Annotated in this window: 17 protein-coding genes; 13 read left to right on the top strand and 4 right to left on the bottom strand. The window is 37.3% G+C overall.

The annotated features are described in order from the left end of the window. The first annotated feature begins 211 nt into the window (after positions 1 to 211). From purL to IPP32_14845, 5 genes are all read left to right on the top strand, one after another. Positions 212 to 2,449 carry a phosphoribosylformylglycinamidine synthase subunit PurL gene (purL, locus tag IPP32_14865; protein ID MBL0049365.1) on the top strand — a complete coding sequence of 746 codons (2,238 nt, stop codon included), beginning with the start codon at positions 212 to 214 and terminating at the stop codon, positions 2,447 to 2,449. 202 nt (positions 2,450 to 2,651) lie between these two features. Beyond that, complete coding sequence (locus IPP32_14860; protein ID MBL0049364.1) at positions 2,652 to 3,806, top strand: ATP-binding protein; 1,155 nt, start codon at positions 2,652 to 2,654, stop codon at positions 3,804 to 3,806. 27 nt (positions 3,807 to 3,833) lie between these two features. Beyond that, positions 3,834 to 5,525, top strand: a complete 1,692-nt coding sequence (locus IPP32_14855; protein ID MBL0049363.1) for a formate--tetrahydrofolate ligase — start codon at positions 3,834 to 3,836, stop codon at positions 5,523 to 5,525. Positions 5,526 to 5,545: 20 nt separating this feature from the next. Beyond that, entirely contained in the window at positions 5,546 to 6,283 is a 738-nt protein-coding gene (gene mtgA / locus IPP32_14850; GenBank protein ID MBL0049362.1) for a monofunctional biosynthetic peptidoglycan transglycosylase, read from the top strand. A 141-nt stretch (positions 6,284 to 6,424) separates the two neighbouring features. Continuing rightward, on the top strand, positions 6,425 to 7,285 hold the full coding sequence (locus IPP32_14845; protein ID MBL0049361.1) for a polysaccharide deacetylase family protein: 861 nt from the start codon (positions 6,425 to 6,427) through the stop codon (positions 7,283 to 7,285). A gap of 67 nt (positions 7,286 to 7,352) precedes the next feature. On the opposite strand, the gene IPP32_14840 is transcribed toward IPP32_14845, so the two are convergent. Both IPP32_14840 and IPP32_14835 read right to left on the bottom strand, forming a co-directional pair. Continuing rightward, entirely contained in the window at positions 7,353 to 9,176 is a 1,824-nt protein-coding gene (locus IPP32_14840; protein MBL0049360.1) for a T9SS type A sorting domain-containing protein, read from the bottom strand. Between the two features lie 59 nt (positions 9,177 to 9,235). Continuing rightward, positions 9,236 to 10,048: a 2,3,4,5-tetrahydropyridine-2,6-dicarboxylate N-succinyltransferase gene (locus IPP32_14835; GenBank protein MBL0049359.1), complete on the bottom strand. Its 813-nt coding sequence runs from the start codon at positions 10,046 to 10,048 to the stop codon at positions 9,236 to 9,238. Positions 10,049 to 10,254: 206 nt separating this feature from the next. On the opposite strand from IPP32_14835, the gene ruvX reads away from it, so the two are divergent. The 3 genes from ruvX to IPP32_14820 all read left to right on the top strand — a co-directional run bounded on the left by ruvX (position 10,255) and on the right by IPP32_14820 (position 12,035). Next, positions 10,255 to 10,695, top strand: a complete 441-nt coding sequence (gene ruvX, locus IPP32_14830; protein ID MBL0049358.1) for a Holliday junction resolvase RuvX — start codon at positions 10,255 to 10,257, stop codon at positions 10,693 to 10,695. Continuing rightward, positions 10,692 to 11,252 (top strand): peptide deformylase, encoded by a 561-nt coding sequence (locus IPP32_14825; GenBank protein MBL0049357.1) that lies wholly within the window; start codon positions 10,692 to 10,694, stop codon positions 11,250 to 11,252. Before ruvX ends, IPP32_14825 begins: the two co-directional genes overlap by 4 nt. A 228-nt stretch (positions 11,253 to 11,480) precedes the next feature. Next, entirely contained in the window at positions 11,481 to 12,035 is a 555-nt protein-coding gene (locus IPP32_14820) for a tetratricopeptide repeat protein (GenBank protein MBL0049356.1), read from the top strand. Here IPP32_14820 and IPP32_14815 read toward each other — a convergent pair. Together IPP32_14815 and folP are read right to left on the bottom strand one after the other, a co-directional pair. Then, a complete protein-coding gene (locus tag IPP32_14815; GenBank protein MBL0049355.1) occupies positions 12,032 to 12,835 on the bottom strand; it encodes a TIGR00159 family protein in 804 nt (267 codons plus the stop codon). The genes IPP32_14820 and IPP32_14815 overlap by 4 nt on opposite strands. Beyond that, positions 12,832 to 13,695: a dihydropteroate synthase gene (gene folP, locus IPP32_14810; protein ID MBL0049354.1), complete on the bottom strand. Its 864-nt coding sequence runs from the start codon at positions 13,693 to 13,695 to the stop codon at positions 12,832 to 12,834. Before folP ends, IPP32_14815 begins: the two co-directional genes overlap by 4 nt. A 65-nt stretch (positions 13,696 to 13,760) precedes the next feature. Between folP and IPP32_14805 the strand changes: the two genes are divergently transcribed. The 5 genes from IPP32_14805 to IPP32_14785 all read left to right on the top strand — a co-directional run bounded on the left by IPP32_14805 (position 13,761) and on the right by IPP32_14785 (position 24,914). Further along, positions 13,761 to 14,297 carry a DUF1599 domain-containing protein gene (locus IPP32_14805; protein ID MBL0049353.1) on the top strand — a complete coding sequence of 179 codons (537 nt, stop codon included), beginning with the start codon at positions 13,761 to 13,763 and terminating at the stop codon, positions 14,295 to 14,297. Positions 14,298 to 14,575: 278 nt separating this feature from the next. Then, positions 14,576 to 15,739: a DoxX family protein gene (locus tag IPP32_14800; protein ID MBL0049352.1), complete on the top strand. Its 1,164-nt coding sequence runs from the start codon at positions 14,576 to 14,578 to the stop codon at positions 15,737 to 15,739. A 2-nt stretch (positions 15,740 to 15,741) separates the two neighbouring features. Then, positions 15,742 to 16,827 (top strand): ABC transporter permease, encoded by a 1,086-nt coding sequence (locus IPP32_14795; protein MBL0049351.1) that lies wholly within the window; start codon positions 15,742 to 15,744, stop codon positions 16,825 to 16,827. Positions 16,828 to 17,276: 449 nt separating this feature from the next. Continuing rightward, complete coding sequence (locus IPP32_14790; GenBank protein ID MBL0049350.1) at positions 17,277 to 23,912, top strand: PD40 domain-containing protein; 6,636 nt, start codon at positions 17,277 to 17,279, stop codon at positions 23,910 to 23,912. Positions 23,913 to 23,930: 18 nt separating this feature from the next. Continuing rightward, positions 23,931 to 24,914: an NAD-dependent epimerase/dehydratase family protein gene (locus IPP32_14785; GenBank protein ID MBL0049349.1), complete on the top strand. Its 984-nt coding sequence runs from the start codon at positions 23,931 to 23,933 to the stop codon at positions 24,912 to 24,914. The last annotated feature ends 159 nt before the right edge of the window (positions 24,915 to 25,073 follow it).

The raw sequence follows: 25,073 nt of genomic DNA, 5'->3' as shown, positions 1-25,073 counted from the left end.
AGATTATCCAACAAAAAAGGAGTGTATAAAGGGTGCAAAGAAGTGCTGATTGCAACATGGGTTTTTATGAGAAACTGCTTTGGAATAAAGCAACTGCGCAAATATAAAAATAAGTGCGAGAGAATGCCTGTTTATAAGGAATGTTGATAAAATAATTAATTAGAAAATGCGCCGAGATATGCCTATTTTCGCAGCATTATCAAAATCAAAAATGGGAAAAACACTTACAGTGAATGAAGTAACAGAGACAACAGCTGCTAAATTGGGGCTATTGCCGGAAGAATTTGAGAAAATAAAGACCATCTTGGGACGCACCCCTAATTTTACAGAGCTTAGTATTTTTAGTGTGATGTGGAGTGAACATTGCTCGTATAAAAATTCCATTACTTGGCTTAAAACCTTGCCTAAGAAGGGCTCCCGAATTTTAGCCGAAGCCGGCGAAGAAAATGCAGGATTGGTAGATATTGGTGATGGACTCGCCTGTGCTTTTAAAATTGAATCACATAACCACCCTTCCGCTTTGGAACCCTATCAGGGCGCAGCAACAGGTGTGGGCGGTATTAATCGCGATATTTTTACCATGGGTGCCCGCCCAATTGCTCAATTAAATTCTTTGCGTTTCGGTGATTTGAGTCTCGAACGTACTAAATGGTTGGTTAAAGGTGTGGTGAAGGGAATTGGAGATTATGGCAATGCATTCGGAATTCCAACTGTGGGTGGAGAAGTTTTTTTTGATGAATGTTATAATGTGAATCCGCTTGTAAATGCCATGAGTGCCGGTATTGTTAGAGTTGGTGAAACCATTTCGGCAACTTCAACCGGTGTAGGAAATCCGGTGTTTATTGTCGGTTCTTCTACCGGTAAGGATGGAATTCATGGAGCTACTTTTGCTTCCGCAGATATTACCGAAGATTCTGCAAATGATCTTCCGGCTGTTCAAGTGGGTGATCCTTTTCAGGAAAAGCTTTTGTTGGAAGCCTCGTTGGAAGTAATTAAAACTGGCGCAGTAGTGGGCATGCAAGATATGGGCGCTGCAGGTATTATTTGCAGTACCAGCGAAATGAGCGCTAAAGGTGAACACGGTATGAAGATTCACTTAGATAAAGTACCTACTCGACAAAAGGAAATGCAACCCTTTGAAATATTGCTTTCCGAATCACAAGAACGCATGCTTATTGTAGTGAAAAAGGGAAGAGAAGAAGAAGTGAAGGCGGTATTTGATAAGTGGGATTTAAACTGTGAAGAAATTGGAGTTGTTACTGATACCAAGCGTTTACATTTTTACATGCTTAACGAATTGGTAGCAGATGTGCCGGCCAAAGATTTGGTATTGGGTGGTGGCGCTCCTGTGTATAAAAGAGAGTATAAGGAGCCCGCTTCCTTTGCTGCTTCTAAAAAGTTTTCTATTGATGAGGTTCCGGAGCCGGAAGATTATCTGGCGGTAGCTCAACATTTAATTTCGCATCCCAACATTGCATCTAAAAAATGGGTTATTCAACAGTACGATTCCATGGTGGGAACAGCCAATATGAGCACTAACTTTCCAAGCGATGCAGCTTTGGTTACGATAAAAGGCACCGAAAAGGCACTTGCGTTAACTGTTGATTGCAACTCTCGCTACGTAAATGCAGATCCTGAAACCGGCTGTGCAATCGCTGTTGCTGAAGCTGCTCGAAATATTGTGTGTTCAGGAGGTGTTCCGGTTGCCATTACCAACTGCTTGAATTTTGGAAATCCATATAACCCCGAAGTATATTGGCAATTTGTTGGCGCGATAAAAGGAATGGCTAAAGCGTGTATTAAATTTGATACCCCGGTTACCGGTGGGAATGTGAGTTTTTACAACCAATCTGTAGTTGGTGATACAACCGAGCCTGTATTTCCAACGCCCACAATTGGAATGTTAGGAATACTTGATAACAAGGAGTTTGCAACGACTTTGGCGTTTCAAGAAGTTGGCAACCGAATTTATTTGATTGGAGAACCACAAAATGATATTGCTTCTTCCGAATATTTATATTCCTATCATAAAATTAAAACTTCCCCGGCTCCTTATTTTGATTTAGAAAAGGAGTACCAAGTGCAACGTGCCATTCGAAAGTTGATACAAAAGGGATTAGTTCAATCGGCCCACGACTGCTCGGATGGCGGCTTGTTTATTACACTCTTAGAAAGTGCTATGGTGAACAAGTTTGGTTTTGATATTTCTACCGATGAGGATTTTAGAAAAGATGCATTTCTTTTTGGAGAAGCGCAAAGCCGTGTTGTTGTGAGTGTTAAAGATGTAGATGAAGATGCATTCATCGATTTTATGAGCATTACATCAGTTGAGTTTTCTTACATCGGTGACGTAACACCCGGCGAAATTTTAATTGATGAGACTTCATTTGGATCAATTGACGAAGCAAAACATACTTTTGATACTGCTTTAGAAAACGCATTGAGCTAAATACATTTTACCGTCAATATTGGTTTTCCTGTGATTTTGGTGCTTTTGAACCTACTCCATATTTGCAAATTTATGCAAATATGGAATCTCACTCCATTTTTGCAATTTTATGTAAATATGGAATTTCACTCCATTTTTGCAAATTTATGTAAAAATGGAATCGTATTCCATTTTTTACTAATTTTGTGGAAAGTACTAGAGAATGGTAACCCGATTAATTTTTCAAGAAGCAAAGCAAGCACTTACACAGTTTAGAGCTTTATGCATTACCGGCCCGCGACAAAGTGGAAAAACCACCTTGGGAAAGCAATTATTTAAGGGTAAGCCCTATTTGAATTTTGAAACTCCTTCTGTGCAACATCAGGCAGAAGTAAACCCAAAAGCATTTTTAAAAAAGTATCGGGATGGAGCTGTTTTTGACGAAGTGCAACGCGTGCCGCATATCTTCAGGTATTTGCAGGAAATCTTAGATAGCAATAGAAAGCGTGGTCAGTTTATTTTGACCGGTTCCAATAACTTCTTATTACAAGAACAAGTTTCCCAATCCTTGGCCGGAAGAGCCGGATATTTGTCGCTCTTACCTTTTAGCTATGCTGAACTAACTCAGGCAAAGCTGGCACCGATAGATGTGAATAAGCTTATTCTTCAAGGTGGCTATCCCGAAATATGGACTGAAAAATTGCACCCCAATGGATGGTTGAATAGTTATATTCAAACGTATGTGCAAAGAGATGTTCGCTTGCTGAAGAACATAAGTAATTTGGCTGCCTTTAATCGCTTTTTATATTTATGTGCAAATTATGCCGGGCAAATACTAAATCGAGATGCGCTGGCACAGCAAACAGGAGTGGATACGAAGACAATTCTTTCTTGGATAGGTTTGCTTGAAAATAGTTATATCGTATACCAATTGCAACCTTGGTACAATAATTTAAATAAGCGCATTGTGAAAAGCCCAAAACTTTATTTTTATGATACCGGTTTATTATGCAGTTTATTGGGTATAAAAAATTTAACACTATTGCAACAACATAGTGCCTATGGTGCTATATTTGAAAATTGGATTATTTCAGAAATAAAAAAGAATAATTTTAACGCCGCACAAAATGGGGGCATGTATTATTTCAGGGACAGTGCAGGAAATGAAGTGGATTTGATACTTGAGAGGGAAGGAAAACCAATTGCAATTGAAATAAAATCAGGCAAAAAATACGATTCAGCATTTATTAGAGGCTTGAATTATTGGAATAAATATCAGCCACAAAGCACTTGCTTATTAATTCATGGCGGTAAATCCAATGAAATTGTAAATGAAAAATTAAGTATTTTGCCGTGGACAGAAGTAGCTTCAATTTAGCAAGAATAAATTAAAAACGAAAAGAAAATGGTTTCAAAAAATCAGACAGTGCCCGGTGACTTGGAAATAGCGCAAAATGCTGCAATTGAACACATCAAGGATGTTGCTGCAAAAATTAATATCTCAAACGATGATTTACAATATTATGGCAAACACAAAGCAAAATTGCCGCTCGAGCTTATTGATGCGGAAAAAGTTGCAAAAGGAAAATTAATTTTAGTTACCGCAATAAACCCAACACCTGCAGGAGAAGGAAAAACTACAGTATCCATTGGCTTGAATGAAGGCTTAAATAAAATTGGAAAAAAGGCCATAGTTGTTTTAAGAGAACCTTCTTTGGGTCCAGTTTTCGGAATGAAAGGTGGTGCTGCTGGCGGGGGCTATTCTCAAGTGATTCCGATGGAGGACATTAACCTTCATTTTACCGGAGATTTTTCAGCTGTTGAAAAGGCTAATAATTTATTGTCGGCATTAATCGATAATAACCTTCAAAGTAAATCGCGCAGTTTAAATATTGATCCCCGCACCATCGCATGGAAGCGCGTAATGGATATGAACGACCGCTCCTTACGCAATATTATTATTGGAATTGGAGGAACCGCAAATGGTATCCCTCGCGAAGATGGATTTAATATTACGGCAGCCAGCGAAGTAATGGCAATCCTTTGCATGTCGAAAGATTTGGAAGATTTAAAAAAGCGATTGGGAAATATTTTCATCGGTTTTACTTTTGATAAAAAAGCAATTTATGCGCGCGATTTGAATGCCGAAGGTGCAATGGCATTGCTCTTAAAAGATGCCATTAAACCCAATTTGGTGCAAACCTTGGAAGGAAATCCTGCTATACTTCATGGAGGCCCTTTTGCGAACATTGCGCAAGGCACTAACACCATTATAGCCACAAAAATGGGATTGTCGTTAGGGGATTATGTGGTAACTGAAGCGGGATTCGGTGCAGATTTGGGTGCTGAAAAATTTATGAATATTAAGTGCGGTTATGCCGGATTGGAACCGCATGCAATTGTGTTAGTGGCTACTATTCGTGCTCTGCGTCATCATGGTGGCGCCAAAAAAGAAGAATACAATACTCCGAATTTGGAATATGTGAAAAGAGGATTTGAAAATTTGTTTAAACATATCGAAAACTGTAAAAAATTTGGAATCACTCCGGTGGTCGCCATTAATCATTTCTTTAGTGATTCGGAAGAAGAGGTAAACTTTGTGATAAGTGAATGTGCAAAATTAGCAGTAAATGCAGTCGTTTCGAAAGGATTTGAGTTGGGTGGCGAAGGAACAAAGGAGCTTGCAAATGCCGTTGTGGATGCTATTGAAAAGGATGTGAATCACTTTAAAAAACTGTATGATTGGAACCTTTCAGTGGAAGAGAAAATTAAAATTATTGCTACGGAGATATATGGTGCTGATCATGTGGAATATTCCAATACAGCGCGACAACAGCTTAAAACTATAGTAGCACTTAATTTGGATAAACTTCCAATTTGCATGGCCAAAACACAAAAGTCATTGAGTGATAATGAAAGCAAAATCGGTAGACCAAGGGATTTTGTAATTAACGTGCGTGAATTTGAATTTGCTGCAGGTGCAGGTTTTGTGATTCCAATCTTAGGTGAAATGATGCGTATGCCGGGGCTTCCTGCTATACCGGCTTCTGAGAAAATGGACATTGATATTACGGGAAGAATCTCAGGTTTGTCCTAGTTTTGCTTTAACACTCATATATGAAGGAAATTTTAAAAAAAGTATGGCGGTTTTGCTGGCGGGCTGCGCTTATTTTTATTGCGGCAAGTGTCATTTCAGTAATACTTTTTAGGTGGGTGCCTATACCTTTTACCCCATTAATGCTTACACGTATGGTGGATCAGATGGCTGAAGGAAAAAAAATTAAATGCAAAAAGGATTGGGAGCCTATTGAAAATATCTCACCCAATTTATCCTTAGCTGTTATTTGTTCAGAAGACCAACTTTTTTTGGAGCATCATGGTTTTGATATGAAGGCAATAGAAAAGGCCATGAAATACAATGAGAAAAAAAAGGGAAAAAAGCTTAGAGGCGCCAGTACAATTTCACAGCAAACAGCAAAAAATGTTTTTTTATGGCAGGGGAGAAGCTGGGTGCGTAAAGGCTTTGAAGTATATTTTACAACCTTAATTGAGCTCTTCTGGAGCAAGGAACGAATTATGGAAGTATACTTAAATGTGATTGAGATGGGTGATGGGGTATATGGTGCTCAGGCAGCTTCGCGAGAATACTTTAAGAAAGATGCAAAAAAAATCAACCAAGGGGAAGCTGCTTTAATTGCTGCTGTGCTGCCAAATCCACGCAAATGGAATCCGGGCAAACCGAGCAAATATGTGCGCAAACGCGAAAACTGGATAATGCGCCAAATGAACCACCATGGCGGTAAAATAGAATTGGAACCTGAAGAAGAAGTGGGGGATGATGCTCCGGCGAAATAATTAAAAAATTTTTTTTTCGGTTGTTGCATTTTACTACTTGCTAGCACAAATTCGATGGTTTAATTGATTGAAAATTTCGTTCGGAACGTAACATCAATTCTATAAATTGCGTAAAAGGGAGAAATTAATCACTCTTTTACTATGAAAAAGTTTTTTGCATTTTCAATTATTTTCATTTTTGTTATTTTTCTCGGGTGCAAAAAAGAAGATCAAATTGTAATTAATAATTATCATGTAACCAATGAAGTTGCCAATAACGTTAATGGTACGGATTCGCTATTGGATAATAAACATAGGATTCTGATTCTGATGTATCACAAGCTGGTGCCCGATTACCCCGAAGATTTGTATGAGCGAAGTGGGCGTGATTTTAAAGAAGATTTAAATTTTATTGCTGCGAGAGGTTATCAAGTATTGAGTTTTGACGATTTAGTAAAAATAAAGAGCGGAGCAAAAAAATTAACATCTGATGCAGTTATTATTTCATTTGACGATGGGCATGCCAGCGATTACACGATAGCTTATCCCAAATTAAAGGAAATGGGAATGCCGGCTACTTTTTTTATGGTTACCGATTGGGTGGGCGATTCAGATAGGGTTACTTGGCCTAACATTGCTGAAATGGATCAGTACCGATGTAGTTCTGGCGAAAAATTGTTCTCGATAGAAAGTCATACAGATACGCATCCATTTCTCGTAAAAGACTCCAGCAATTTCTCCAATACTACCGATTATCAAAATTGGTTAAAAGCAGAATTAGGCAATTCTAAAAATGACATTCAAAGTGCAACCGGACAATCCAATATGTGGCTTGCCTTACCTTATGGAAACGGGGCTAATAATTCCTTGCTTATTTCAACCGCCAAAAGCTTAGGATATAGCGGAATAAGAACTTCTATTTTCGGTTCCTTTACCATTAAAACAATGGACCTGTTTGCATTGCCCAGCTTACCAATACTCTCAACAACCGATATCAGCGAAATAGATAATTATATGCCTTAAATCCGAAAGGCTTTTAAAATATTGTTGATCGACCTTTGGGTTTGCACCTTATCGCCTTAATTCACCACTATTTCTTCTGCTTGATAAATTTAATCGGATTCAGGGAATTCTTTTTGAGTCGAATAAAGTACATTCCATCAGGCAAATCAGCTATGCTAAATGTTGTTTCACCAGTGACTTCCATTGTTTTTTTGAGACGTCCGTTGGCTGCATAAATTTGAATTTGCTCTTTCTTTTTAATGTCTTTAACTTTTACTGTAATCGTCTCTGATGTTGGATTTGGGAATATTTTCCAAGCTATTGTTTCTTCCTTTTCTTTTATACCAATTGTGCCACATGTAAATACCATTGTATAAGAAGTAGTATCTGTTGGGCAGTTTGAATTTGGATTAACTACTTTACATGCGTACTTACCGGCAGATGAAATCAGTAAAGTATCTGCATTGGCCATTGATGTTAAAAGTGTGTCATTTTTATACCACTGAATAATTTCAGCACCGGATAAAAATCCATTAATGTGCAATACAGCAAATGCTACCGTATCGCCAATGCATGGATCAGCGATAGGTAAAATATCAAAATAATAGCCCGACCATTCAGGCATATCGGTGCTTGCTTTAGACAATTCGGCACAACCGTTCACATTCGAAAGCACTGAAAAGCCTGACCCATTTGCATATTGATAATAATGCGCCAGGTATTGATTTGTTTCAGGTATGGTTTGACCATTAACAAACCATTGATAGCTTGTTGCCGCTTGTGTCCAAAGTGTATCATTTAGGCAAAGCCATGATTGCATTGTGTATATACTGGGTGTGTGGTTACAAAATTGAATTACGGTATCTGACATGCTTGTATGCATTCCCTGCAAGTCGCAATTTGTTGTCGTTAAGGATACAGTATAGGTTCCGTTTACTAAATAGGAATGAATTGGATTGGATAACGTGGAGGTAGCGCCATCGCCAAAATCCCATAAATAGTTTTCAGCAGTGTTATTGGGTAAAGCATTAAAAATTACTTCATTTATACCGCTGCCGATATAATAGTTAAAGTTGGACGTTGGGAGCTGTTTAAAATCCCACCCTTGTAAATTGTCAAAAACTTCAGTTTTAACCGCAGTTCTTATGGCTGCAGCATCGTTAGGATTCAAGCTCGAATTAAACGAAATAAGGCTAGGATCTTTTTTAAAAAGGCAGGCATAAAAACAACAAGCGGCAGCATAGGAGCCGGCAATTGCCGGATGACTCTCATCGGAATCATACAATTGAATTGAAGGATAATTTTGTCTGATATGTCTCCAAACAACTGAAACCGGACTTACTTCTGCATTTAACGATTTTGCAAGCTTTTCATAGTTTTTTTTTAAGGTGCTATCCATTCCGATATAAGTGCACATCACAGGATAATTAGCACAATTAGTAACATCTCCATTTTTTCTACCCCAGGTCATGTAAAGCATTGCTACCGAACAAGGGTTGTATTGGTTTAATAAATTATTTAATTGAGTACCGCCTGATGAAAATGTTCCATATTGTGTAACAGGTTCTTGACTTTGGCCTTGCAACACTACATAATCCCAAGTACCAGTCATAATTTTATTTTGACTTGTAACATCGGCTGCATGAGAAATTAATTGATAACCACCGGGAGTATTGCTGTCGAAAATTAAGGTATCACCAGCAGAAAGGGCAGCATCATGCACCAATTGTGGTAAATTATTTGCAGCTGTGTAGCTATTTCCAAGAAACAAAACTTTTCGTTTTGTTTGTGCAGCTAGTTTGCCTCCGGTTAAGAGAATAAAGTAGCAAAGAAAAAGCATGAGGTATGCCTTTCTAATTACTTTACTGGTGGTCTTTTTTAGCACACTTGAATGTATTTTTGAATTTCTCATGCTTTATTTCATTTAAAACATAACACCATTTTTTTGCTTGATTAATCTGCAGTTAAAAATTATCCGGAAACATTAAACTCTCTCAAGGCCGCATTTAAAGATGTTTTTAAATCGGTACTTTCTTTTCGCTTGCCAATTATTAACGCACAAGGTACTTGGTATTTTCCGGATGGAAAATCTTTGGTGTATGAGCCGGGGATAACAACAGAGCGTGCCGGTACAAAACCTTTTCGTTCCATAGGCATGGGTCCTGTAACATCAATAATTTTGGTGCTCATGGTGAGTACCACATTTGCTCCCAACACCGCTTCTTTTTCAACACGCACACCTTCCACAACAATGCAGCGAGAGCCAATAAAACAGCCATCTTCAATGATTACCGGAGCAGCTTGAATGGGCTCAAGCACACCTCCAATTCCTACTCCGCCGCTGAGGTGTACATCTTTACCAATTTGTGCGCAGGAACCTACAGTGGCCCAAGTATCTACCATGGTTCCACTATCCACATAAGCACCTATGTTTACATAGCTAGGCATCATAATCACACCATTGGCGAGAAAAGCTCCATATCGTGCAACAGCATGTGGAACAACACGCACACCGGCATCGGCATAATTGGTTTTTAGTTTCATTTTATCGTGAAATTCAAAAATGCCAAGTTCAATAGTTTCCATTTTTTGAATTGGAAAATAAAGTATTACCGCTTTTTTAATCCATTCATTTACTTTCCAACCTTCTGCTGTTGGCTCTGCAACACGAACTTTGCCCTTATCTAATAAATCTATCACTTCGCGGATGCACTGTTGTGTATCTTTTTCTTTAAGCAATTCGCGATTTTCCCAAGCAGCTTCTATAATTTTTTCCATGTTCATCTATTTGATTCAGGCAAAGTTAATTTTATTTGATAAAAGGATTTTGAATTTTTTTGAGAGAAAAATAACTCATTCTATGGGCATAAATTGCATTCAAGACGCCATCAAATGCTTATAACCTAAATAGCTGAGTGGCATAACAGACTTAGATTGTAATTTGCTTCAAAAAATTATCTTTGCAGCACATTTAAAAAAACGAAAAATTCATGGCGCGCATTTTAGCGATTGATTATGGTGGGAAGCGTGTAGGAATAGCTGTTACAGATACTTTACAGCTAATTTCAAATGGGCTGGATACCGTTCCGACCAAAGAGATTTTTGTTTTTTTGAAAAACTATTTTGCGAAGGAGGCTGTTGAATGTGTAGTGGTGGGTGAACCTAAACGGTTAAACCTAAGTGATTCACATTCGACAGAGATGACGGAAAAATTTGTAAAAGAATTTAAGAACCGTTTCCCGACAATGAAAGTGGAACGTATGGATGAACGCTTTACGTCAAAAATGGCATTTCAAGCGATGATTGATGGAGGAGTGAAAAAGAAGGATCGTCAAAATAAGGAAACAGTCGACAAAGTTAGCGCAACCCTTATTTTACAGTCCTTTATGGAGCATTTAAAATTTATAAATCAGCAGAATAAGCCGGAATGATTTTACCGATAGTAGCTTACGGCGACCCCGTATTAAAAAAAGTAGCGAAAGAAATTGATAAAGATTATCCTAAATTAAAGGAGCTAATCGACAATATGTTTGATACCATGGACAATGCGCATGGTGTAGGATTGGCAGCACCACAAGTTGGCAAGTCGATCCGTTTATTTATTGTAGACGCATCGCCTTTTGAGGATAAAGAACCGGAGCTGAAGGATTTCGTGCAGGTATTTATTAATCCGGTGATACTAGAAGAAACAGGAGAGGAGTGGGCTTTTAATGAAGGATGTTTGAGTATTCCCGGTATTCGTGAGGATATTATGCGTAAGCCTATCATTGTTGTTCAGTATTATGATGAGCATTGGGATTTTTATGAAGAGGAATTTAGTGGACTGGCTGCCCGTGTAATTCAACACGAATACGACCATATTGAAGGGAAATTATTTACCGATAAATTAAATCCATTAAAAAAAACACTTATCCGTGGTAAGCTCAACGATATCAGCAAAGGCAAAGTAGATGTGGATTATGGGATGAAATTTCCGGTGAAAAAATAGGCTGATTTGATGATTAGCCGATTAGCTGATGTTGGTTGCGGATAAACGAATCTTCACAAATTTACTAATTTAGTTATAGGGCAGAATAACAATTAATTACATTTTAAATCTCATTACTCAAAAACTCATCCTTCGACTACGCTCAGGATGACATAGGAAATTAATAATTTCAACAACTCGACAAATCAATAACTCAATAACAAATAACTCAATTCACAACACAATACCATGACTAAATTAAACAGTATTTATTGCCTTATAATTATCGTTGCTATGGCATCTTGTTCGAACGATGCGAAGAAAAATGCACCTGAAAAGGTGAGTGAAGCCATGTATATACAACAGATTGATTCGATGGAAAAATTGTTGTATGCCAATCCCGATGCAGGATTTAATAAGGTTGCTGCGCAAAAAACGGTGAATGTGTATGCTAATATTGTGAAGGATTATCCGACGACGAAGTTGGCAGCCGATTATTTATTTAAAGCAGGCGAGATATCCAGCAGTTTGAATCATTCGCAAGAAGCAATAGGTTTTTTTAAAACGGTATATGAGAATTATCCTGATTTTAAAAAGGCATCCTACTGCTTGTTTTTACAGGCCTTTATATATGAAAATCAATTGCACCAATTAGGTCAGGCAGAGCAATTGTATCGTGAAGTAATAAAGAAATTTCCTGATGAAAGAATTTCTCAAGATGCAAAAGCCTGTATTGATAACTTAGGTAAAACAGACGAGGAATTGATTAAAGAGTTTGAAGCCAAAAACAAAAAAAGTTCTTAATTATTATCCATGGCTTTTTCAATTTCTTGAATAAGTCGGTCGGGCGAAATATTTAATGATAATTGCCCATCTCGGGATATGGCTATTTCTCCGGTTTGTTCAGAAACAACAATAGCAAGGGAGGAAGTTACTTCGGTGATACCGGCAGCAGCGCGATGGCGCATACCTAAATTGGCCGGAAAAGATGAATTTTCACTCACCGGAAGTACACAGCGTGCAGCCTGAATAGAATTTCCTGAAATAATAATGGCACCATCGTGCAAGGGCGAATTCTTAAAGAAAATGCTTTCAATCAAACGTACCGAAATTTTTGCATTTATCATGTCGCCGGTTTTAGCATAAAAACTTAAATCCGAATTTGTTTCTATTACAATGATGGCACCGGTCTTACTTTCTGACATGCTGCGGCAGGCTTTAGCAATAGAATTTAATTCTCCTGCGAATTTCTTTTTAGTGTCGGTGCCAAAATTTAAAAGTGAAGTGCTGAATTTTGCTTTATTAAATAAGTTGCTGGTGCCGATTAGCAATAAAAATTTTCGAATTTCTTGTTGAAACACTATAATAATGGCAAGTACACCCACTCCTATAAATTGTCCAAGAATGGTGCTTAGCAATTGCATATTGAGTATACGCACCAAAAACCAAAGAAAATATACAGCAATAATTCCGACAAAAATATTTACAGCAACAGTTCCTCTCACCAATTTGTACAATTGGTAAATTAATACCGCAACAAAAAGAATGTCAAGCACATCGAGCCAACGAAAATGAAAAAAATCAGGTAAGGCGGATAAAATCATTCTTGTTCCTTATAAAATTGATAGAGCTGAATGGCTTGTTTAGCCTGTTTTACATCATGCACGCGTAAAATACTTGCACCGTTTTGCAATGCCAATGTATTTAACACTGAACTACCGTTCAACGCATCTTCGGGTGTTGTTTTAAGAATTTTATTGATCATCGATTTTCTTGAAATTCCCACTAATATTGGTACTTCCAAAATTTCGAGCAAAGATAGATTTTTAAGTAGATGAAAATTTTGTTCTACAGATTTACTGAATCCAAATCCGGGGTCAATTAAAATATCGTTCAATCCATTGCTGTGCAGGTAGCGGATTTTTTCCGAGAAATAGAGAATCATTTCTTTTAACAAATTTTTGTACACGTAGGATTGGTGCATAGTGGAGAAGCTTCCTTGTTGATGCATCATACAATAGGGAACTCCAAGTTCGACAACAGTGTCCAACATTTTTTTATCAAAATTTCCGGCGCTTATATCATTAATCAGTTGTGCACCTGATCGGATACATGTTTGCGCAACTCCGGCATGAAATGTATCAATAGAAATGATTGTTTCTGGGAAGTTAGCGGCAATTAATTCTACTGCCGGAAGCACTCTTTTCAATTCATCTTTTTCAGAAATGATACTGCTTTTTGGTCTGGTAGATATGCCTCCAATATCAATAATATCAACCCCTTCAGAAATCATGACCGCAACTCTGGCTTTTATTTTTGCAGCCACCGTATATTTATTTCCATCAAAAAAAGAATCCGGTGTAACATTTAATATTCCCATTACACGAGGTGTAGAAATATCCAGTAGTTTAGCCCCACAGCGGAGCATTGATTTTTTTAAAAAAGGAGTATCTTTACCAGCCATTTAAAAATAAAATTGTTTCGTTTGCAGTATTAACAAGCCATTACATAAGTTGATAGGTAGAAGACATGAGTAAAACTTCAGCACAATTTGATTCAAGTATAAAGAAATGTAAAGACATTTTTACAAAAAAAATGCATGATTATGGAAGTGCCTGGAGAATTTTACGTACTTCCAGCATAACAGATCAAATTTTCATTAAAGCACAGCGTATCAGAAGTATTGAAGATAAAGGCATGCAGAAGGTGGAAGAAAATATTCAATCGGAATACATTGGAATAGTAAATTATGCCATCATTGGATTAATTCAACTTTCGTTATCTGAAAAGGACGAAATGGAACTGCCTTTAGAAAAAGCAGTACAGCTCTATGACCATTTTGCAAAAATGGCAAAAAATTTGATGGAGGATAAAAATCACGATTACAGTGAAGCATGGCGCGATATGCGAATCAGTTCTTTAACCGATTTAATTTTAATGAAATTGATGCGCACAAAGCAAATTGAAGACAATAAAGGAATGTCGCTGATTTCGGAAGGTATTGATGCAAATTATTTAGATATTTTAAATTATAGTGTGTTTGCATTAATTAGATTGGATGATTAGCTGATTTGTTGATTAGCCGATTAGCAGATTTGGGTTACTGATAAACGAATCGATACGAATTTACGAAAAGCTTTGGATGGTTGCGGATAAACGAATTGAAACGAATTTACAGATACGATTAAGAATTAAGAAAGGAACATATTATATAAACATAACAAATCTAAGTACTTAAATCCTTGTACACATTAACACAATAACCCAATAACGCAATAACTCAATAACCCAATAACCAATAGCTCAATAACTCATTAACTAAATAACACTAGCTACAAATAAATATGAAAATAATTACAGGAATTTGCCGCATACTGGTTGGCGTTTTGTTTATCATTTCGGGGTTAATTAAAGCGAATGATCCCTTAGGGTTTGCTTATAAATTACAAGAGTACTTTGAGGTTTTTGGTACTGAATTTTTAAAACCCATGGCCTTGGGATTGGCAATATTTATTTGTGCTTTTGAAGTATTGTGCGGAGTTGCAACACTCACCGGAAGTAAAATGAAGCCGGTAGCATGGGCACTTTTATTAATGATTGTGTTCTTTACTTTTTTAACCTTTTATTCCGCTTATTTTAATAAAGTTACCGATTGTGGCTGTTTTGGGGATGCATTGAAAAATCTTATAGGAAGGTCACTTACTCCTTGGGAATCTTTTACAAAAGATATTGTATTGTTTATTTTAATTGTGCCAATATTCATTCGAAGAAATCAGATTAAATCGTTTTTCAATGACAAAGTAGATTGGCTTATTGTGGGCGGCTCTTTAGCTTTGGTTACTTTTTTCTCTTTGTATTGTTATTGGCATTTACCGGTTATGGATTTTCGTCCTTACGCGGTTGGTAAAAGTATACCTGAACAAATGAAAATTCCTGAAGGAGCTCAAGCTGATGTTTACGAAAGCGTGTTGGTTTATAAAAACAAAAAGACAGGTGAAAGCAAGGAATTTACCATGGCTGAATATACCAAAGCTAACTATTTATGGGAAGATACGCTCACTTGGGCATGGGAAGCAACAAACAACAAATTGGTGAAAGAAGGGTATCATCCCGCTATTCATGATTTTAGTATCAATACAGCTGAAGGAGAGGACATCACTCAAAAGATTATTACGAATCCAAAATATAATTTTTTGTTGGTATCCTACGATATTAATAAAGCTGATAAAGAAGTGCAAACTAAAATTAATGAATTTGTTGCACAATGTGCTAAAGACAGTGTTGCATTCGTAGGATTGGCGGGCTCATCACCTAAGGAAGTTGATAATTTTCGTCACGATGTAAATGCATTATATGATTATTATATTACGGATCAAACCGTTTTAAAAACCATGATTCGATCGAATCCGGGCTTAATGTTAATGAAGAATGGGGTGGTAGTTGCCATTTGGCACCACAATGATTTTCCTTCTTACGGTGATGTTGCTAGCAATTACTTGAAAAAATAGCCGTGCTCAATTTTATTCTCAAGCGCTTATTTACGAGTATTTTAGTGCTGTTGGGAATAGTTAGTGTGGTGTTTTTTTTATTTGCCGTTTTACCGCAAAATCAGTTGCATGTCTCAAAAAATGAGCAGTTAAAGTACACTGGGTTAGATTCTTTACACAAAGGGATTGCATTCAAAAACTCTTCTTTGAGTGATCAGTATTTAATGTATCTCAATGATTTATCTCCGGTATCAATACAAAATTTAAAAGATGAACAGCACCCATTTTTTATGAATATGGATAAGAATCCAAATTCTAAAATCCTGGTTTCTTTTAAAAATGGAACAGCAATAGTTGTTAAAATTCCCTTGTTACACCGGTCATATCAAACGGATAGAAGCGTTAATTCTATAATAATAGAAACCTTACCTGAGACATTGCTTTTAGTGCTAACTGCTATTATTATTGCTACTTTTTTTGGTGTTTTTATTGGTGTTGTTTCAGCTTTGAAAAAGGGAAATTTTTTTGATGTCATGTGGCAAGTAATAAGCGTGCTAGGTATGGCAAGTCCATCCTTTTTTATCAGTATTCTTATTTCTTGGATATTTGGATATGCTTTAACACATTATACCGGTTTAAACATGACAGGTAGTTTGTATACACAAGATGACTATGGTAATGGCGAATACTTGGATTTACGGAATATTTTACTTCCAGCAATTGCGTTAAGTTTGCGACCACTTGCTATTATTTCACAAATAATGCGAAGTGCATTGTTGGAGGTTCTTGCACAGGATTATATGCGTACAGCTGTGGCCAAAGGAATTGGGACACTTAGAGTTTTATTTAAGCATGCCTTAAAAAATGCATTGAATGTTGTTTTAACATCAATTTCGGGTTGGTTTGCAGGATTAATGGCAAGCTCGGTGTTTGTTGAATATATTTTTGGATGGAAAGGGATGGGAAAAGAATTGGTGGATGCAATAGCAAAATCGGATTTGCCTGTTGCGATGGGTGTGGTATTGGTTTTTGCTTTTATCTTTATTTGTTTAAATACGCTCATGGATATACTTTACGCAGTGCTAGACCCTAGGATTAAACTTGCATAGCCTTTTGCGTACTTGCTTATATTTATTTTTTTTGTTCTAAAATTGTATAAATAAGTTCGATTCACCTACCGTATTAGAAAGTACCAGTTTGGGATAACTAACCTCAATTGAATTAATGCCGATTTAGCGCACTGATTTTAGTCATACTGTTTAAGTTTCAATACTATATCAAGCGTAACTACCTTGTTTTAAATAAAGCGCTTACTACTTTAGCTGTAGCATTCCATAGGTTTGTTAGTAAAATCGAACCCTAGTATGGAAATCTTCAAGAATCTGCATCTTCTATTTTAATTTGAGGATAAAATTACTGCTGAAGTAAAAGTTAAAAACCTCGTGTATAAAAACTCAAAAACTAGCGCAAATACGTATTAAAATTTAGTATTTTGTGCAATTATTTAGAATTGTCACAGGTACAAATAACACCTCAATAAATACTTGATTTTCTCTCTATGAGATTAAAAACCATACGTAGTATTGCTTGGCTTTCATTTGTTTTAGTCATTTTAGGGCAAGTTGTATTTGCTCAAAACACTTCCGAAGAAGATGTTAAAAAGCAAGCACAGAAATATTTTGAAGCAGGCGATTTTACATCGGCCTTGCCACTTTATTCGCAATTACTGAGTTTTTATGCCAAGGATCCGGTTTACAATTACCGCTATGGGGTTTGTGCCTTGGAAGCAGGAAACGACCGTGAGAAGCCAATAGCTTATCTGGAATTTGCATCAAAAAATAGTACCATCGATAACAATGTTTATTTTTATTTGGGTAAAGCCTATCATTTGAATTACCGGTTTTCTAGCGCCTTAAATGCTTACAACACTTATAAAATTAAGGCAACTAAAATCGATCAGGATAAATTTCAAGTGGTTCGTCAATTGGAAATGTGTAGGAATGGAATGGAGTTGTTGAAAAATATTAGCGACCTCACCGTAATGGATAAAAAGGAATTAGCACTTACCGATTATTTTAGAGCCTATGATTTAAGCAACATTGGATTAAAATTATTGGTGAAACCTGACGACTTTAAAACCAGTTTGGATAAAAAGAAAAATGAGGAATCGGTTGTGGTATTGAATCCGAATAAATCTGAAATTTATTTTTCGAGCTATGGCGAGAATGATAGGAACGGAAAAGATATTTATAAAGTGCGAAGAATGGATAACGGGGATTGGAGCAATCCAATTCGACTTGAAAATAGCATCAACACTGCATTTGATGAAGATTTTCCTTTTATGAGTAACGATGGAACTACCCTGTATTTTTGTTCAAAAGGACACAATTCAATGGGAGGCTACGATGTTTTTAAATCGACATATAACCCGGCCAATGCAACTTGGGGAGCACCTGTTAATATGGATTTTGCCATTAATACTCCGGATGATGACATCTTGTATATTTCGGATGATGTAAATAAAGTCGCCTATTTTTCGTCGCGAAGATCGAGTGGACAAGGAAATATTAATGTGTATAAAATTGTGGTGGGGCCCAAACCGCCTTCTATTGCTTTAATCTCCGGTGTCTTTTCAACTATTGACGAGAATACACATCCTGAGGCAACTATTACGGTTCGTAATAGTGATACTAAAGCAATTATTGGGGTTTATAAATCTGATCCTAAAACCGGTAATTACAGTATTCCATTGCCGTCGAGCGGGAAGTATATTTTTAATGTTGAGAGTGAAGTTTCAGCTATGAAAACTGAAATTGTAGAAGTTCCCGAGAAGAAAGATTTAGGAACCTTGCAACAAAAAATTAGTATTAAAAACGATAAATTAATTGTTGAAAATGTATTTGAAGATGCGGCAATTAATGAAGCTAATTTGATGGCACTCTTAAAAGCTAAGGCAAAACTGGATGTTAATTTTGTTGCAGAAGCTACCCCAGCTGTTGTGGAGCAACCCAAAACAAGCAACCTCAGCAATCAGGATTTAGTGAATATTGCTTATCAAGATGCAAAGGATACAAGAGCTGAGGCGAATCAAATGCAGCTAAAGGCTGATCAGGCTTATGCTGTTTCTAAATCTAAAATGGATGTTTCAAAATCTAAACTGAATTCGGCTGAAGTTATTGAAAAAAGCGCACAAAGTTTGAGCAGCACTCAAGAGAAAGCCATGGAAATGGACAAGGTAAATCAAATGAGGAGAGAGGCTAAGATGAATACGCTTCAGGCGTATGCGATTTACTCGATTGCCAAAAACTTGGAAGAAGATGCTAAAGCAAAGAATGCAGAAGCGGATGTAGCACTTAATTATGCTAAAGAACTGGATAATGCAATTCAAATTAATTCAAAAGAATCGATTGAGCGTTTGACTGCGCAGAAAGCAGCAATACCTGAAACTAACAGTTCCAAAAGTGCATCGGATGCTGCCGCAGGAGATTTGATTGAACAAGCAGATAACAAACAGCAAGAAGCTGACGCTGCGCAATCACGCTCCAAGATTGTGTTAACTGAAATGCTTGACATTGACTTACGCGCTGAGACATTAACCAAAGACAGAGCAGCAGCAGCAGATGAAAAATCGGCTCAAGAAATTAATAATCAATTAGAGGATTTAAAATTGCAAAAGGCTGAAAAGCAAAAGCAGTTGGAGCAGAATTATGCTTTAGCAAATCAATTGCAGCAAGAGGCGAACGATTTAAAGAGCCAATCGGAGTTTGTTGCTTCTGCAATGAATGATTTAAAATCAGGCACAAATACTTTACCCGTGCCAAGTGCGCAGGAAAAAATCATGCTTGGAAATGAATTGGCTGTCGACTTAGGAAGAGCTAATACGATTGCAAAGGCTGAACCGGTATTAAAACCAAACAACAGCGATATTAATGATAATGCAGCAGATGCATTTATTACAACTGAAATTGGAAAATCTCCGGTAACGGCTGAGAATTTTAATTCTAAAATGGCTCAAGCCAATAAAATTTCAGATCCAATAAAGCGTGAGGAACAAAAAAATGTGGTGCGAAAGCAAATGAATTCAAATTGGGAAAAAGACATCGCAAGTTTGAAAACCCAACAAGCCAATTCGAAGGATAAAAATGAGAGAGCCAATATGCAATCGCGCATAACGGAATTGGAAAACTTAAAGGCCATGAATTCACCAACTCCTGAAATTGCACTTACTACAGCGGCAGAGAAAAAGGAAGAAATGTCAATGAATGCTGCAGCAAAAAAGGACACTTCTGCCTTAGCTGTTACAACACAATCTAATGATGTAAACGAAGTTGGAAATACTGCAACTAATGCATCCAATCAAAACACAAGTGCTAAAAACCCTAATAGTACTATAAGCTCCAATCAAACAGCCGAGCCTTCTGCGGAAGCAAAAACTACAAGTGCTGATTCTACAAATGCAAAGACTAATTTGACTACTAAAGAAGCAACAACTTTAGCTGAAAATTCAAGCGTTACCGGAGCTGCTAACGCAAATCCAACTGCTAATGCAGAAACTAAATCAGATACAATCACATCAAAACCTGTGAACCCAAATGCAACACTTGCTAATCAAACAGCAACTGTTAATCAAGCAACAAAAACTGAAAATGTAGCCGGCAGTGAAAATAGAATTGATTCTTCGGGACTTGCTTCAAATACAGTTAAATCAAATGAGCAAAACCAAAATAGTAGTTCACAAAAATTGGACAGTGCAAGCACATCTGCCTTAGCTTTAAATACCAATACTGCTGCAAATGACGCGGCACCGGTAGAAACTTCAAAGTCTGGTTCAGGAACAGCTGCCACAAATGATGCACAAGTTGTAAATGTTGATAAATTGGAGGAAGACTATGATCAGCAGTATGCAAAGGTGAATCAAATTACGGATGGCGCCCAAAAATCGAGTGAAATGCAAAAACTATCTGCATCATGGGTGAAATCAACGGATGAGAAAATTGCAAGTGTTACAGCACAACAAGCAACTGCAAAAAACAGCGAGGATATAGCTTCATTGAATGCCACCCTTAAGGATTTGCAAGATTTAAAATTAAAGATTTCGGCAGTGGCTCCATCAGAAACACTTGCAGCTGTAAACAAACCAACAACTATTGCAAGTGAATCAACTCCCATTGTAAAGCCTGTAAATACAACAAGTTCTGATAATACATTGGCAGGAGCTGCTTTGAAAAGCAATAATGAAACTAAGGGAGTGTATGAAAATGATTTTGTAACAGAGCAAGCTAAAGTGCAAGCGCGCAAAGCAGAGCGACTTACTGCAGAAGCAGCACAATTGAAGGTGGAGGAAGATTCGCTTACAAAAGTGTTGGTGACAACTTCTGACTCTGCATCAAAACAAAAAGTGCAAGAACAATTGGCCAGCACGCAAAGGGGCATGTATGTAAAGCGAATAGATGCATTAAAAGCATATTCAGTTGCCAACAATGTTGAATTCAATGACAATACCACACAGCTTAAAAGAGTGAGCGAAAGCACAAAAAGTGTTGATAACGATAATGTTTCTAGAGCTGAAATGTTAGTTGCTGAAGCGGCTTATTATTACAACGAAGCTTCCATAAAAAGTGAACTCAATAAGTCAGTTACCGATGCTGCAGTAAAGGAATTGGAAATGAAAAAAATTGTGGAGCTTGAAAAAACTGCAATTGAAAAACAACGCAGAGCACTTACTACTTATGGAGTTCAGCCGGAGGCATATGCATCCACACAAGCCAATCCGATTGCTGCAGCAACTCCATTAAACACCTCAACAAGCAATGGCAATGTGAACAATGATGAAACTGCAATAGAAAAAATAAACCCTGTTTCGAGTACTACACCTGTTAATACTTTACCACAGTTAACAGCTTCTAAATCTTCAAATTCAGATAGTAGCGTTTCAGCGAAAACGAATACTGTAGATCAAGCCGAAACAGCTCGTGTTGCGAAGGATACAACTAAAACTCAAACGAGCTCATCGACGCTGCTAGCTCAGAATTCATCCGAACCGAGTGAGGAAATGAAAGAGGAACGCACGCGGGCATTTGTTTATCCTACCGATACAATGGTAAGTACAATTAAATTGGATAAAGTAGAATTTGATAGTATTGTAAGTTCACCCTATTATAATTACTACAATGGCTTGTTGGTAGCAGCGACCGAGAATTTGCAACAGGCATCTTTTTACACCAGCAGGGCCGAAAAACTGAAAGTTCAGGCTACTAATGATTCATTGCGTGCTGAAGAGTTTATTATTAAAGCATCTCAAGCGACGGACACTATTCAAATGCAAAATTATATTGGAAAGGCAGCTGAGGCTACTTTTGTATCTAATCAAAATAAGCAATTATCTGACTCCAGCATGCGCGCTGCAAAGGGCTTGAATATGGCCTCCATACAAAATAAGGGTGCTGCCGCAAAATACATTGCACGCTTGAGTGAAGCTGACAAAGACAAACTCGTTGCTGTGATGAACAATAAAAAGCCTACCAAGGAGCCAAGAACTTCTGTAACGCTTGCATCAACTCAAACTGCAAAAGAAATCAAGCAGGATGTTCCTAAAGATGCACTAGTGGGCATTCCGGTAAATAGTAACACAGAGAAATCGAATGGCGTTGCAGAAACTCCTGCTTCAGACTTAGCTGTTACAACTGAAAAACAAACTGCGCAAAAAGAGGTTCCTGCGGAAAAACTTATTGTAAACAATCAGGATTTGGTAACACCCGAGCAAAGTTCATCAACTTCGCAATTAGCCAATGTTGTGAATGAGCGCAATGAATTAATTCGGGAAGCAGTTTTTACGAAAGTGAATAAAGCTATTTATAGTAAGAATAATCCTATTCCAATTAATACAACATTGCCATCCGGAATTATATTTAAGGTGCAAATTGGTGCTTTTAGGAATCCAATTCCACAAGATTTATTTAAAGGTTTTGATCCTATTAGCGGTGAAACTTCGGCTACCGGAATCACTCGATATACTGCAGGATATTTCAAAAATTTTGAAGCTGCGAATGGAGCAAAAAGAGAAATTAACACCATTGGATATAAGGATGCATTTGTGGTTGCTTTTTGCAATGGTAAGCGTATTTCGATTCCTGAAGCAACTGCTATGATTCGTGATGGTAAAACCTGTGCGAATGAATTTATAGCTGATGCAGGTCCTCTAGTAAAAGCACCTATTAATACTGTTCAGGATAACAATGCAGCAAAAAAGGAGGAACCTGTAGCTGAATCCACCACCCTTGCAGGAAATGCATTGCGCAATGAGCAGTTGAATAACGAAGAAAATAGCGCGGCAACTCAACAACAAACAACTACTCCGATTCAGGAGGTGAAATCAACTGAAACTGCATCCAGTCAGTCAAATCCGGTGCAAGTTGAAGAAATTCCAAGTGGTCCTGTTGCACCATCGGTAAGTTTTGAAGAAGTAAAAGGATTGGTTTATACTGTTCAGGTTGGGGTTTATTCTAAGCCCATTTTAGCCAATCAATTATTTAATATACAACCGCTTTATTTTGAAAGAACACCAAATGGCTTGTATCGTTATACTTCAGGAATATTTGATAATCTCGAAATCGCCACTCAAGCCAAAGCTAATATTGTAGGAATTGGTGTAAAGGATGCGTTTGTGACTACTTATTTTAACGGTGCAAGAATTCCGGTAGAGCAAGCTAAAAAAATGGAAGCAGAGCAAGGCAAAGCGGTATTTGCAACTTCGAGTAACTTGAACAAAATGCCGGAGACCAATTCAAATGCAAAGATTACCGGCTTAAATACTGCTGTGCCAACAATTAAAATTGAAAAGCAAAATGCGACAGCAAATCCTACGCAAGGAAAAATTGCTTTGCCTGTTGAAGGCCTGAAAAATCAAGCAAACAATGACATTGTATTTAAGGTTCAAATCGGGGTATTCCGCTCGGAGGTTCCATTGGAAATTGCCGCAATTTTCCTAAAATTATCAAGCAGAGGAATTGATCATTATCAAACTTCCGACAGTTTAACTATTTATACCATTGGAAACTTAAGAGACATTAATTCTGCAAATAGTTTGAAAGACGAAGTTATTCAGGAAGGCCTACCGGATGCATTTGTGGTTGCATTTAAAGCGGGTAACAAAATGAAAATTGAGGATGCAATTAAAGAAGTAAACAGAAAATAATAAGCCTATTGGGCACCTATGAAAGTATTATTAACCGGTGCCGATGGATTTTTAGGCAGTAACATCACACGCGAATTGCTTTTGCAGGGATATGAAGTGAGAGCTTTTCATACTCCCAATCGTCAAACAATTACCTTGGAAAACTTACCGATAGAGCGCTATGAAGGTGATTTGCTTAATACGGCAGACATCGAAAAGGCGGTTGAAGGATGTGATGTTATTATTCATGCCGCTGCCAGTACCAGTGTATGGCCTACTCGTAATCCAAATTCTTGGAAAATAAATGTTGAAGGCACTCAACGAATTATTGATGCCGCCATAAAGTTTAAAATTAGCAGATTAATATATGTGGGAACTGCTAATTCGTTTGGTTATGGAACAAAAGAAAGTCCGGGTAACGAAACAAAACCTTACTTGTGTTCGAAGTATAATTTGGATTATATGGATTCGAAATATAGTGCGCAACAACTTATTTTGAATGCGGTTCGGGAGAAGAAGCTACCTGCCATAGTTGTAAACCCATGTTTTATGTTTGGCCCGTATGACTCTCATCCGGGGCCCGGTGCCATGATTGTTTCGGTGTGCAAAAACGAAATTCCCGGTTTTACGACCGGTGGTAGGAATTACGCTTATGTAAAAGATGTGGCGCAAGCTGTTGTAAACGCTTTAAAAATGGGGAGAATAGGTGAGTGTTACATTCTTGGAAATTCGAATCTGTCCTATCACGAAATCTTTGATATTATTTCTACTCGAACACATTCCAAAAGAATTGGCTTAAAAATTCCATCTGTTTTTGCAAAGTTTTACGGACTTTTAAATTCTGCTTATGGATCAATTTCAGGACATCAACCCAAAGTGAGTTATCCGCTTGCACAAATTGCTTGTGATTGCCATTACTATGATTCTTCAAAAGCCATGCGAGAGCTGCATCTTAAGCAAAGCGAAATAGGTGATGCGGTGCAGGAATCTTATGATTGGATGAAGGATAATGGAAGGTTGTAAATGAGCAATGCAACTGAAAATTTTTTTGAATTAATAAAAATCAGTAGAATAAGCTGATATAATTAATAACCGCGGGGAACGCAGATTAGGCGCAGAGTGCGCAATTTTATTTTTTTTATGCTATATTAAATTTTATTGAGCACATTTTTCCTTTAGGGC

It is taken from the genome of Bacteroidota bacterium, from assembly GCA_016721765.1.
Lineage (GTDB): Bacteria > Bacteroidota > Bacteroidia > UBA4408 > UBA4408 > UBA4408.
Note: the sequence above shows the minus strand (reverse complement) of the source record. Positions and strands in the feature narration are given on the sequence as shown.